At 43.7% G+C, this 12,818-nt stretch carries 10 protein-coding genes; 3 read left to right on the plus strand and 7 right to left on the minus strand.

Annotation, left to right across the window (positions count from 1 at the left end):
• Positions 1 to 196: 196 nt before the first annotated feature.
• From EC846_RS12575 to EC846_RS12595, 6 genes are all read right to left on the minus strand, one after another.
• Positions 197 to 3,364 (minus strand): efflux RND transporter permease subunit, encoded by a 3,168-nt coding sequence (locus EC846_RS12575; protein WP_123775353.1) that lies wholly within the window; start codon positions 3,362 to 3,364, stop codon positions 197 to 199.
• Positions 3,354 to 4,595, minus strand: a complete 1,242-nt coding sequence (locus EC846_RS12580) for an efflux RND transporter periplasmic adaptor subunit (RefSeq protein WP_123775354.1) — start codon at positions 4,593 to 4,595, stop codon at positions 3,354 to 3,356. Before EC846_RS12580 ends, EC846_RS12575 begins: the two co-directional genes overlap by 11 nt.
• A complete protein-coding gene (locus tag EC846_RS12585; RefSeq protein ID WP_123775355.1) occupies positions 4,595 to 6,016 on the minus strand; it encodes a TolC family protein in 1,422 nt (473 codons plus the stop codon). The genes EC846_RS12580 and EC846_RS12585 overlap by 1 nt, the downstream gene beginning before the upstream one ends.
• A 53-nt stretch (positions 6,017 to 6,069) precedes the next feature.
• Positions 6,070 to 6,468 carry a cation efflux protein, CzcI-like gene (locus EC846_RS12590; protein WP_213071314.1) on the minus strand — a complete coding sequence of 133 codons (399 nt, stop codon included), beginning with the start codon at positions 6,466 to 6,468 and terminating at the stop codon, positions 6,070 to 6,072.
• A gap of 181 nt (positions 6,469 to 6,649) precedes the next feature.
• Positions 6,650 to 6,826 carry a hypothetical protein gene (locus EC846_RS18335; protein WP_171410028.1) on the minus strand — a complete coding sequence of 59 codons (177 nt, stop codon included), beginning with the start codon at positions 6,824 to 6,826 and terminating at the stop codon, positions 6,650 to 6,652.
• A 236-nt stretch (positions 6,827 to 7,062) separates the two neighbouring features.
• On the minus strand, positions 7,063 to 7,440 hold the full coding sequence (locus tag EC846_RS12595) for a cation efflux protein, CzcI-like (RefSeq protein ID WP_228200679.1): 378 nt from the start codon (positions 7,438 to 7,440) through the stop codon (positions 7,063 to 7,065).
• 168 nt (positions 7,441 to 7,608) lie between these two features.
• On the opposite strand from EC846_RS12595, the gene EC846_RS12600 reads away from it, so the two are divergent.
• Entirely contained in the window at positions 7,609 to 8,301 is a 693-nt protein-coding gene (locus tag EC846_RS12600) for a hypothetical protein (protein ID WP_123775356.1), read from the plus strand.
• A gap of 99 nt (positions 8,302 to 8,400) precedes the next feature.
• Here EC846_RS12600 and ettA read toward each other — a convergent pair whose 3' ends face one another.
• Complete coding sequence (gene ettA, locus EC846_RS12605) at positions 8,401 to 10,062, minus strand: energy-dependent translational throttle protein EttA (protein ID WP_004776096.1); 1,662 nt, start codon at positions 10,060 to 10,062, stop codon at positions 8,401 to 8,403.
• A 299-nt stretch (positions 10,063 to 10,361) separates the two neighbouring features.
• On the opposite strand from ettA, the gene EC846_RS12610 reads away from it, so the two are divergent.
• Positions 10,362 to 11,639 carry an O-acetylhomoserine aminocarboxypropyltransferase/cysteine synthase family protein gene (locus EC846_RS12610; RefSeq protein WP_004776097.1) on the plus strand — a complete coding sequence of 426 codons (1,278 nt, stop codon included), beginning with the start codon at positions 10,362 to 10,364 and terminating at the stop codon, positions 11,637 to 11,639.
• Between the two features lie 255 nt (positions 11,640 to 11,894).
• Positions 11,895 to 12,782: an SDR family NAD(P)-dependent oxidoreductase gene (locus EC846_RS12615; protein ID WP_004776098.1), complete on the plus strand. Its 888-nt coding sequence runs from the start codon at positions 11,895 to 11,897 to the stop codon at positions 12,780 to 12,782.
• Positions 12,783 to 12,818 lie beyond the last annotated feature (36 nt).

The following is a 12,818-nucleotide window of genomic DNA, read 5'->3' on the forward strand; positions in this document are numbered from 1 at the left end:
CAAATCATCGATGAATATGAAGAATGAAGTGCAACGAATTGTCCTAAAATCTTTCTCTATCCGATCTCTAACCTACATTTACGATCGTGGCAGCGGCATGAATGCCGCCCGTTGGTCTGCGACATCACTGAAGTGCCGTCAGACCAACAAGGGTTTTTTGTTACTTTTGATTCTTCAAAAGTTAATCCAATACCTCTCACTTATAAATGTCTGATGAATGCTCAGAGGACTTCTCATTCATCCAGCGATACACCACAGGCAAAATCAACAAAGTCAGTAAGGTGGATGAAATAATCCCGCCAATCACCACTGTCGCCAATGGACGCTGTACTTCCGCGCCCGTACCTGTGGCAATCGCCATAGGAATAAAGCCCAGCGACGCCACACAGGCCGTCATTAATACCGGACGCAAGCGTAATACGGCGCCATGCCAGGTGGCATAATGAATATCAAATTGTTCTCTCAACTCCTTGATAAAACTCAGCATCACCAAGCCGTTCAGTACCGCGACACCTGATAAGGCAATAAAGCCTACGCCTGCGGACATCGACAATGGAATATCGCGTAGCCACAGCGCAACCAAGCCGCCAGACAAGGCAAATGGCACACCACTAAATACCAATAAGCTCTCTTTAAAATTATTAAAGACCGCCATTAGCAAGATGAAGATCATCAGCAATGCGAGTGGCACAACGATTTGCATTCTGGCTTTGGCAGAAGCCAGATTTTCAAACTGACCGCCATAGCCGAGCCAATAACCGCTTGGTAATTTTTGCTGTGCCAGTTTCTGCTGCATTTCACCCACGAATGAACCCAAATCACGGTCTCGAACGTTGGTGGTCACCACAACACGGCGTTTACCATTTTCACGGCTCAACTGTGCCAGCCCCAAGATATTTTCAACCTTCGCTACATCTTGTAGTTTGATCAGACCGCCATTCGGGAGCTGAATCGGCAACATGGCTAACTGCTGTGGCGTACGCATTACATCATCTAAACGCACCACAAAATCGAAACGACGGTCACCCTGTAAAATCTGCCCAACACTTTGTCCACCAATACTTGCGGCAACCAGATCCTGAATGGATTTGACCGATAAGCCATATTGTGCAGCAAGTGCATGATCAATATCGACATTGAGCAGCGGTAAGCCATCAGTTTGTTCGACTTTGACTTCACTCGCCCCTGTAATCGTTCTGAGCGTTTGAGCCACCTTCTCTGCTTCTTGGTTTAATACCTGCATATCATCGCCAAAAACCTTCACCCCGATATCACTACGCACACCTGAGATCAGCTCATTGAAACGGAGTTCAATCGGTTGAGAAAATTCACTGTTATTCCCCGGAATTTTTTCCACATAAGCCAACATTCGGGTGCGCAGTTCATCAATGCTTTCCGACTTATCAGGCCATTGATCACGGGGCTTTAACAGCACCACTGCATCAGAAATATTCGGCGGCATGACATCTGTTGCCACTTCCGCAGTACCTGTACGCGCAAAGATCGCTTTAATTTCAGGGAACTCTGCAAGGAGTTGCTTCTCAACACTTTCCTGAATCTTGAGCGATTCCTCAATGCCTGTACTCGGCGCACGCATTAACTGTAAAGCAAAGTCACCTTCACTGAGTTGTGGTGCAAATTCACTTCCTACACGAGAACCTATCGCAGCCGTGAGGATCAAAATGCTCACTGCACCAGCGACCACGACATAACGGAAAGCATAGGCTTTATCCAGTAAGGCCTCATAATTACGTTTCAGTGCAGCCATCCAGCGACTTTCTTTCTCTTTCACTTCGCCAGTGACAAATAAAGCCACTGCCGCAGGGACAAAGGTCACCGATAAAATAATGGCTCCAATCAATGCCAATACGACTGTCATCGCCATTGGATGGAACATTTTCGCCTCTACACCAGCGAGGGCAAAAATTGGCAAATACACCACCATAATGATGATTTGTCCAAAGATCAGCGGGCGTCTCGCCTGCTTCGCTGCCAAGAACACCTCGGTAAAACGCTCAGAACGTGTGAGCAATCGGCCTTTATGGTGCTGTGCTTCAGCCAAGCGTCGAATACAGTTTTCGACAATCACCACCGCACCATCGACAATAATCCCAAAATCCAGTGCCCCCAAACTCATCAGGTTGGCACTGATTTTCTGCTCTGCCATACCTGTTAGGGTAAACAGCATCGACAACGGAATAATACAGGCAGTAATCAATGCAGCTCGGAAATTGCCAAGGAACACAAACAGAATCACAATGACCAGAATTGCGCCTTCAATCAGGTTCTTGGCAACCGTCTTAATTGCTTTATCCACCAGATGACTACGGTTATATACCGTTTCGATCACTACCCCTTCAGGCAATGAACGTTTGATTTCCTGCATCTTGAGATCTAATGCTTGAGCGATAGATTTACTGTTCTCGCCCATCATCATCATCGCGATCCCGAGTACCGTTTCTTCACCGTTATAGGTCGCACCACCTGTTCGAAGATCATGCCCAATCGAAACCGTTGCAACATCGGCTACACGAATCGGCAAACCATTTTTGGTACTGACCGTGACATTTTCAATATCCTGAACGGTCTTCAACATCCCCGGAATACGAACGGTAAGTTGCTGCCCATTTTCCTCAATAAAGCCTGCACCACGGTTTTCGTTATTTTCAGACAACACCGTTTGCAAATCAGTTAAGGGAATTTGCAGTTGTTGCAAACGTTTCAGATCAGGAGAAACTACATAGGTTTTGTTATAACCGCCAATACTATTGATTTCGGCAACACCCGCGACGCGTTGTAATTGAGGACGAATAATCCAGTCCTGAATTTCACGTAAATCTATCGCTTGATATGGCGTACCATCGGCCTTTTTGGCATTCGGTTCGGCCTTGACTACCCATTGATAAATCTCGCCCAAACCTGTGGAGATCGGCGACATTTGCGGATCAATATCGTCAGGCAAGGCACTTTTGGCCTCTTGCAAGCGTTGATTGATCAACTGACGCGCCCAGTAAATATCCGTACCGTCTTTAAAAATCACCGTAACTTGGGATAAACCATAACGGGAAATCGAACGGGTTTGCTCCAGATTTGGAATCCCAGACATGGCATTTTCAATCGGATAGGTAATCCGTTGCTCAACTTCGGGCGCAGTAAATCCACCTGCCTGACTGTTGATTTGTACCTGCACATTGGTAATGTCAGGAACGGCATCAATGGAAAGTTTCTGATAGCTATAAATCCCGACGCCAATCCATGCCACCACAAACAGCATCACCCAAATCGCATTGCGAATGGAAAATTGAATAATACGGTCAAATAGGCCTTCCGCAGGTGGAAGTCCTAAATTATCTTTAGTGTCCATGCTCGGCCTCTCCCTTCTCCATCTCAGATTTCAAAAGGAAACTGCCTTGACTGACATATTGCTGTTTTTCAGTCAGGCCTGATTGAATTTCGACCCATTGCCCATCACTTGAGTAATTGCCCAGTTGTACAGGGGTTGGGGTGAAATGCAATTTATCTTTTTCCTGCTTGGCTACAAAAACAGTCGTTTTACCTTCGATCTGCTGAATCGCGGCTTTGGCAACACGCAGGACGGGGTTCTTCTCTGTACCATCCAAAAGAACATTAACCATCAAGTTCGGTCGTAGTTCTTTGGCAGGCGTGAGGACTTTGGCGCGTACTTGTAAACGTCCTGTTTGAGTATCTGCCGCTGTGGTTAAGGTTTGAATTTGTGCTTTAAACGTATTGCTGGTTTGCAGTGACTTAAATTCGATCTGCTGGTTTGGCTGTATGTTGATGTTATTCACGCTTGGTAAAATAAATTCAATCCAAAGCTGATCAAGCTGGTCAATCACGAACAATTGCTTATCTGGCGTAATCTGCTCACCCACCACAATATCTTTCAAGCTGACAACACCACTTAGCGGCGCGGTCAACACATAACGTCCCTGACTTCCACTGGATGCGCCTAAAGCAGATAAACGACTACGGGCTGCTTGTACCTGAATCTGGGCTTGGCGATAAGCATTATAAGCACGCTGGTAATCCTGACGTGCAGATACACCTTGTTCCCAAAGTTGCTTTTCACGCTGATAATCTTGCTGGGCAAGCGTTAAGGCTTCCTGAGCAATACTTAAATTGGCTTGTTGATCCACCAGTTCCGGAATAAACAAGGTCGCGAGAACCTGTCCTTTCTTTACTTGTTCGCCGAGTGCAGCATTGACACTTTCTACTCGTCCCGCAAAAGTTGCAGAAACATGGGCTTGTTGATCGGTATTTGGCACCAGTTTCGCAGGATATGCATATTGCTGCCCTACTTCTCCGACACCCACCTGAGCCAGTTTTACGCCATATTCAGTCATCTGTTTTGGTGTCAGATTTAAGCTGCCTTCCTCACTTTCATCACCATGTCCTGCTTCCCCCTCAGTATGCCCCCCCTCTTCGCCTTCGGCATGCTCATGCTCCTTTGAAGCTGCTGCATCCTCTCCTGTTTTATTTTTTCCAGAGAAAAATAGCAGTGCACTGAGTACCAAACCGCCCACCATGACAAGGATGACCCAAAACCACTGTTTCTTAGATTGATTCGTCGACATTATTCTGCTCCTACAACAGCGGGAAGGTTACTGGTCTCTTTCCAAAGGTTTTGATTGATCTGATTTAAGGCATCGCTTGAACTCACCACACCAGGTTCTATACCCAGTGCCAGACTCTCTGCCTCAATCTGTTTCTGCCATGCACTTTTAAGTAACTGCACTTTATTCAGGCGTTGCTCTTGCAGTTGCATGGTGGCTTGCTGCACATCGGTAATGGCATATTTACCCACTTTGAAACCGAGCAGCATTTTTTCCTGCACCGTTTCAGACAATGGAATTTGTCGCTGATTCACCAGATCAAACTGTTGTTTCAGGCCAGCCAACTCTGCACTTAAGGTCTGAATGGCATTTAGGTTTTGTTTCTTATAAAACTGTTGCTGCTTGACCAGCAAATCCTGTTTTGCGTTGGCAATGCGCAATGAATATTGTTGGCGATTGAAAATATTCAATGGGATATCAATGCCGACTCTGAACTTGTTATCCGTTGAATTGGTTTCCGCACTTTTGCTTTGCACCATGCCTAAATTGACCGTCGGATTTGGTCGGTTAGAAACTTTTAAATAATCAATATTGGCTTTTTGTCGCACAATATCGAGCTGAATCGCTCGCTCAAATAAGTTGTTCTGCACATAAGCTTGCAAATCTTTTTGTTGCGGCCAGACATTGCTTGCCTGAGCAGAGAAACGATTGTCCGTACTACCCCATAGATTTGCCAGTTGACGCTTTGCTGTCGCCAGCGCCAGTTCGGTTTGCTGAAATAACCGTTGATTTTCAATATGTGCCATCAAGGTACGGTCTAAATCGACCTGTGCAATACTCCCCGCCTGAAGTCTTAAACGTGTCGCATCCAAAGTCGCCTGACTGGTTTTTAGCTGTGCCCGAACAACGTCATGCTCTAGCTCAAGAACCACGACTTGTGACCACAAATATTTCACAGCTAATTCGAGTTGCGCATCGTATAGCTCTTGATTCAGACCAACTTGGGAGGCTTGCACATCAGCGAGTTTCACCGCTGCGCGACGTTCGCCAAAAACATCAAGCTTTTGTGAAAGACCAAATTCCAGTTCCTTGTCTTTCCCTGAGCGAAAATCAGTTTGCTGAATTGAAATACTGGGATTTGTCCATAAACGTGCTTGTTTAACATTGGCCTCGGCAATGCTTTGCTGGGTTTGCCAGACACCAATACCTGCCTGATGCTGTTTCACATCTTGCAAGACTTGTTCAAAATTCACATTCCGCTGTGTCGCTGGGGTCGAAGCATGATTGACATCAAGCAAAGACGCTGCTGTTGCAGATTGGCTAAAAAGCGCAGCTATTAGTGCAAATGCTAACGCTGACCATTTAAATGAGGATGAATGCGCATGATTGTCTGATGCATTTTTTTGCAATGCATAGATACGCTGATTTAGATTTAAAGACATATAAAGCCCCGCAAATAATAAGGTTGCGGTGGGCTATTTTTCGGCTACCCCACCTATAGCGGGGTCAATACAGGGGGCGGATTTAATCCAGAGAGATGTGGGGACTGATACGAGTTAGACCAATAATATTTTTGTTCTGCCTGATGCATTCGTAAAATCGGTTCATCCAGTTGTTGCAGGGCTTCAGTTACCACCACATGAAAACAGGAAGGCAAGTGATCATGATGATCCTGCAAACTTAAAGGCATCGGTAAATCAGAAGCATCTTGGTCGATAACAACAGCATGCTGAGCAGAAACTTGAGACTTTTCTGGGACATGATGTCCAAAATGATTGAATGAACTGTACTCGCCCGACTTTTCATGCGCACAAAAAGCTGCCGCCACATTCCAGAAACCCTGAAACATGAACAAACTCAGCAAGACGGTGATGAAAATAGTAGAACGACGCAAAGTTTACTCTTTAGACAAAAATTGCTCGGATGAACTATAGCAAGTAAAGCAGATGTAATAAAATTACATGTTCTAATTTAACTACAAAATCCCAGCTTAAGGCGAAATCATAATGCGATCACAGCTTAAAAGCAGGAAACGACCAAACTTATTCAGCCGCTTCCATTCCCATTAAAATAAATTACTTACACGTCTGTTTACACTGCTTATGCTCAATATGATTTTCTAGCTTGGCTTTGGCTTGTTGCTGAGCCTGTAGATTCTTTTCCAGAAAAATCAAACCACCATCTGCATTGGCCCAGCTTGCTGAAACGAATAAAACCAAAAAACATAGCGCTGTATTTAATTTAATAGACATAACATTCACCTGATTTAAATCTGTTGATTCATGTTCCATTTCCGTTAATGAGAAATGGAGTGAGGGTGAATTCATCTTCAACAAACGCCTGATTCCAAACCGCTGCAAGAAATGCGGCATGTCTCTAGAAGCTACGATTTATCGAGACAAGTTAAGATCTGCCAAGCATTTGATTAAGGACAAATAACCCCGTGAAATAGATATATTTCCAGTGAGTTATTTTTAGGCTACCTCACTTATAGCGAGGTCAATATCGGAGGCGGATTTAATCCGGATAAGTGCGGCGACTGGTAAGCGTTAGACCAGTCATAATTGTGTTCGATCTCATGCGACCGCAAAACAGGGTCATTCCAAGATTGCTGGGTTTGCATCACCACCATATAAGAACAAGATGGTAAATGATCATGATGATCTTGCAAATTTAAAGATGAGGCGACATTCGCATCATCCTGAACAATAGAAGATGAATGCGTCGCAGAACCATGATTCTTTTCAGGAGCATGATGCCCAAAATGGTTGAGTTCACTATACTGGCCCGAATTTTCATGCGCGCAAAATGCTGCCGCCACATTCCAGAAACCTTGGAACATGAACAAGCTTAGCAAGAGGGTCATAAAAACGATCGAACGTTGCAACAGCGCACCATTACAGTAAATTGCACAAAGGCACTATAGCAAGCGATGCCAATGTAATAAAATTACAAAACAATGTTCGGTCAATTTAAGACTGATTTAAAAAAGTTTTTTCTTTAGAAAAATGAATTTCTGATTTGAGTTCCCATAATGCATAAATTATTTTCTGCCCTGATTGCTGTCGCCTGTTTAAACTTGAGTGCTTGTGCCACAACATTGCTTTCACAAGCACTTCCCAATGAAACCACACGAACCGAGACTATCACTTTAGCAAAAGATCAAATCCTTGCTTTAGGTCAGGCTGTTCAGAATCAGCAAGAACAAGGTATTGTTTTTATAGGTCAGGATTTCAATTATTTAATGACCGATGGTAGCGCTGAGCTGTCCAAATTACTACATGCGATTCCAGCAGATCAACGGAGTCTGACCAGTCCTTCCCCACTGGTACTGACGATGGATGATCCGAGTCATTTTCATGGCGTATTACAGATTCGTTATAACACGCGTATGGTAGATTTAAATGACGCGCAAAAGGATTTATTAAAGTCTCTAGGCTTTAGACAAAATTTTAATATTATTCACAATCAACAGACAGCGCCTTATCCGTATATCAATATTTTCTTCAAAGGCCAACTCTATCAGGCGCAAGAAGCTAAAAAAGTTGAAAAGGCACTGGCACAACCTTATCCAATTATTCTGCAACAGGAAAATAAAATTACCAAAAAGCATCCTGTGAAAAAGGCGACCCGCATGGTGCTGTATCCATTTGCAATGACTTTCGATGTGATTACCGTTGTTCCATCATTGATGTGGTCTGACTTACGTGGTGAATTTAATAATTAAACGTCGAGTATTGGCTTTTTTATATACCCTGCCGATCTACCCAACTTTTAATGAATATAAAAAAACCAGCCTGAAGGCTGGTTTTTTATTCACGGAAGATTAACCCGTAATTTTTTTGTATTTTGTACGTTTTTGAGATGCATCATCACCTAAACGTGACTGACGGTAAGCTTCGTATTCTGCATAGTTACCTGTGTAGAATTCTGGCTGTTCGTTCTCAAACGACAAGATGTGCGTTGCAATACGGTCAAGGAACCAACGGTCATGCGATACCACCATGACTGTACCTGGGAATACAAGAATTGCATCCTCAAGTGCACGTAAAGTTTCGATATCCAAATCGTTCGATGGCTCATCCAGTAAGATCACGTTTGCGCCCATCTGCAAGATCTTCGCAAGTTGTAAACGGTTACGCTCACCACCTGACAATTCACCTACACGTTTTTGCTGATCTTGACCTTTAAAGTTAAAGCGACCGATATAAGCACGTGATGCGATTTCATAATCACCAATTTTCAGGATATCTAAACCGCCAGAAACTTCTTCCCAAACCGTTTTGTTGTTATCCAAGGTGTCACGAATCTGACCTACGTAAGCCACTTTAACTGACTCACCTAAAGTCACAGTACCCGTATCCGGTTGCTGTTCGCCAGTCATCATACGGAATAAAGTAGTTTTACCCGCACCGTTTGGACCAACAATACCCACGATCGCTGTAGGAGGTACAGTGAAAGTCAGGTTTTCATAGAGTAAGCGACCATCGAATGATTTACTGATACCTTCCACTTCCACAACTTTGTTACCCAAACGTGGGCCAGGTGGAATGTAGATTTCAGATGTTTCATTACGTTGTTGGAATTCTTTAGAGTTAAGCTCTTCAAAACGTTCCATACGCGCTTTGTTTTTCTTTTGCTGGCCTTTGGCATTTGAACGAACCCATTCAAGTTCTTTTTTCAATGCTTTAGCAAAAGATTCTTCTTGTTTCTGTTCCTGCTCTAGACGGGCATTCTTTTGTTCCAACCAAGAAGAATAGTTACCTTGGTAAGGAATACCATGTCCACGGTCAAGTTCAAGAATCCACTCAGCCACGTTATCCAAGAAATAACGGTCATGCGTAATCGCAACGATTGTGCCAGGGAAATCTTTCAAGAAACGTTCTAACCAAGATACTGATTCAGCATCCAAATGGTTCGTCGGTTCGTCTAGAAGCAACATGTCTGGCTTAGAAAGCAATAAACGGCACAATGCAACACGACGACGCTCACCACCTGAAAGCAATGATACATCGGCATCCCATGCTGGAAGGTTCAATGCATCAGCAGCAATTTCAAGCTGGTTATTGAGGTTGTGTGCATCCCATGCATGGATGATTGATTCTAATTTTTCTTGCTCTTTCGCAAGCGCATCAAAATCAGCATCTGGTTCAGCGTATTCAGCAAAAACCTGATCAAGACGTTCTAAAGCGTCAAGTGCTTCACGTACACCATCTTCAACGTTACCACGAACGTCTTTAGTTGGATCAAGTGGTGGCTCTTGTTCTAAGTAACCGATTTTGATTCCTGGTTGTGCACGAGCTTCACCTGAGAAATCTTTATCTACGCCAGCCATAATACGGAGAAGGGTTGACTTACCTGCACCGTTCAAACCAAGCACACCAATTTTTGCGCCTGGGAAAAATGATAAAGAGATGTCTTTTAAGATTTCGCGCTTCGGCGGAACCATTTTAGACACTCGGTTCATCGTATAAATATATTGGGCCACGCAGGACTCCTCAATTGAAAAACCAGTACATCGCAAATAAGCGAAAAAATATCTGGCATATTATACGCTGAAACCCCATTGACTTGAAGTTAAGTTGGCATTTGTTTGGCTTCAACAAAGGATTTTCTTTTTCAAGACATTACAGGCCTGAATGATTTACAGTGGATAAAAAATTCATCTGCTTCGGATCAACCCTGCTATATCACTAAAAACACTATAGAGCGCAAAATTTATGCACCATTCTGGATAAAATATAGGCTAGACTCGATGATTATTTAACTCACGTAGATGATGTAATCATGACCTATAAAGATGAAACTTTAGCCATTCATGCGGGATATTCACCAGAAGCCACCACCAAAGCTGTGGCTGTGCCGATTTATCAAACGACCTCTTATGCCTTTGATAATACACAACATGGTGCAGATCTATTTGACTTAAAAGTTCAGGGCAATATCTATACCCGCATTATGAACCCAACCACTGCCGTGCTCGAACAACGCATTGCAGCACTGGAAGGTGGCATTGGCGCTTTGGCTTTAGCCTCAGGCATGGCTGCTATTACCTACGCGATTCAAACCATTGCCGAAGCAGGTGACAATATTGCATCGGTCTCAACCTTATATGGTGGAACCTACAATCTATTTGCACATACCTTACCAAAACAAGGCATTGAGGTGCGTTTCTTCGATTATCAAAATCCAGAGGCCTTACGCCAGATTATTGACGACAAAACCAAACTGGTCTTTGTTGAGTCGATTGGTAATCCACTCGGCAATATTATCGACCTTGAAGCCATTGCCAAGATTGCACATGAATACGGCGTGCCTGTGATTGTTGATAATACGGTAGCCACCCCTGCGTTATTAAAGCCCTTCGAGTTCGGTGCAGATATCGTGATTCATTCCCTAACCAAATATATTGGCGGACATGGCAACAGCATCGGAGGCGTAATTGTCGATAGTGGCAAATTCCCTTGGGGCAAATATCCTGAGCGCTTTAAGGCTTTGAATACGCCTGATCCAAGCTATCACGGCGTCAATTATGTCGAAGCCTTAGGCGAAGCAGCCTTTATCGCTCGTGCCCGTGTGGTGCCGTTACGCAATACAGGGGCTGCAATCAGTCCGCTCAGCGTGTTCCTGATCTTGCAAGGACTTGAAACGCTGAATCTGCGTATGGAACGTCATACTGAAAATGCCATAAAAGTTGCTGAATATCTAAAACAACATCCAAAAGTAAAATGGGTGAATTATGCGGGTCTCAAAGATCATCCACAGCATCATTTGGCGCAAAAGTATGTGAAAGGTAAACCTTCTGCCATCCTCTCTTTTGGGGTACAAGATGGCTTACAAGGCGGTACTCGCTTTATTGATGCATTGCAGTTATTTACCCGTTTGGTCAATATCGGTGATGCCAAAAGTCTGGCTTGTCATCCTGCAACCACAACCCACCGCCAGCTCAATGCAGAGGAGCTAAAATCAGCGGGTGTCAGTGAGGATTTAGTCCGTTTATCGATCGGGATAGAGCATGTTGATGACCTGATTGCAGATCTTGAACAGGCCCTTGCCCAAGTTTAATTTTAATGAAATCAATAAGCCCCAGAACAGGGGCTTATTTTTTGTGCAAAACTTTAAAAATATGATTGCTTTTTCAACTAATACAAGACCTTGTTTTAGAGTTTTTACTCTAAAAAATCTATTATTTTTCAGATATTTACACTAGACAAACCAAAAAGATCGGTTAATATTAGACCAAAATAAATTGCAGTGTTAAGCGATATAGGACAGCATTGCACACAACAGCATTATTCGTGATGAATGTAGGATACTTACATGAATGCAAAACTCAAAAAACTTTTTCAGCAAAAAGTCGACGGTAAAACAATCATTGTCACTGGTGCATCAAGTGGTATTGGTTTAACGGTTTCAAAATATCTTGCGCAAGCAGGTGCCCACGTCTTATTGCTCGCTCGCACCAAGGAGAAGTTAGATGAGGTAAAAGCAGAAATCGAAGCTGAAGGTGGAAAAGCCTCTGTTTTTCCATGTGATCTCAACGAGATGGAATCAATTGATGCGGTTTCTAAAGAAATTTTGGCTGCGGTCGATCATATTGATATTCTTGTAAATAATGCAGGTCGTTCAATCCGTCGTGCCGTACATGAATCGGTTGATCGTTTCCATGACTTCGAACGTACCATGCAGTTAAATTACTTCGGTGCAGTTCGTCTGGTTCTCAACATCTTGCCGCACATGATGCAACGCAAAGATGGTCAGATCATTAATATCAGCTCGATTGGTGTGCTTGCCAATGCCACTCGCTTCTCGGCCTATGTTGCATCAAAAGCGGCTTTAGATGCATTTAGCCGTTGTTTATCTGCTGAAGTGCATTCACATAAAATTGCAATTACCTCTATTTATATGCCTTTGGTACGCACACCAATGATTGCGCCAACCAAGATTTATAAATATGTGCCAACGCTTTCACCAGAAGAAGCTGCTGACCTGATTGCTTATGCCATCGTAAAACGTCCGAAGAAAATCGCAACCAACTTAGGTCGCCTTGCTTCGATTACTTATGCGATTGCACCAGATGTCAACAATATCCTCATGTCTATTGGCTATAACCTGTTCCCGAGCTCTACCGCTTCTGTCGGCAAACAAGAGAAACTCAATCTGGTTCAACGTGCTTATGCCCGCTTGTTCCCAGGTGAACACTGGTAATCTCGTCAAATAAAAGACCTCCCTGATAGGGAGGTT

It is taken from the genome of Acinetobacter sp. BIGb0102 (assembly GCF_003815055.1).
Taxonomy (GTDB): domain Bacteria; phylum Pseudomonadota; class Gammaproteobacteria; order Pseudomonadales; family Moraxellaceae; genus Acinetobacter; species Acinetobacter vivianii.

Bases quoted from the DNA above. Each gene is read 5' to 3' on its own strand.
- EC846_RS12610 (WP_004776097.1), top strand. From the start codon at position 10,362: ATGACCTATAAAGATGAAACTTTAGCCATTCATGCGGGATATTCACCA.
- EC846_RS12600 (WP_123775356.1), top strand. From the start codon at position 7,609: ATGCATAAATTATTTTCTGCCCTGATTGCTGTCGCCTGTTTAAACTTG.
- EC846_RS12595 (WP_228200679.1), bottom strand. From the start codon at position 7,440: ATGACCCTCTTGCTAAGCTTGTTCATGTTCCAAGGTTTCTGGAATGTG.
- EC846_RS18335 (WP_171410028.1), bottom strand. From the start codon at position 6,826: ATGTCTATTAAATTAAATACAGCGCTATGTTTTTTGGTTTTATTCGTT.
- EC846_RS12575 (WP_123775353.1), bottom strand. From the start codon at position 3,364: ATGGACACTAAAGATAATTTAGGACTTCCACCTGCGGAAGGCCTATTT.
- EC846_RS12585 (WP_123775355.1), bottom strand. From the start codon at position 6,016: ATGTCTTTAAATCTAAATCAGCGTATCTATGCATTGCAAAAAAATGCA.
- EC846_RS12615 (WP_004776098.1), top strand. From the start codon at position 11,895: ATGAATGCAAAACTCAAAAAACTTTTTCAGCAAAAAGTCGACGGTAAA.
- EC846_RS12580 (WP_123775354.1), bottom strand. From the start codon at position 4,595: ATGTCGACGAATCAATCTAAGAAACAGTGGTTTTGGGTCATCCTTGTC.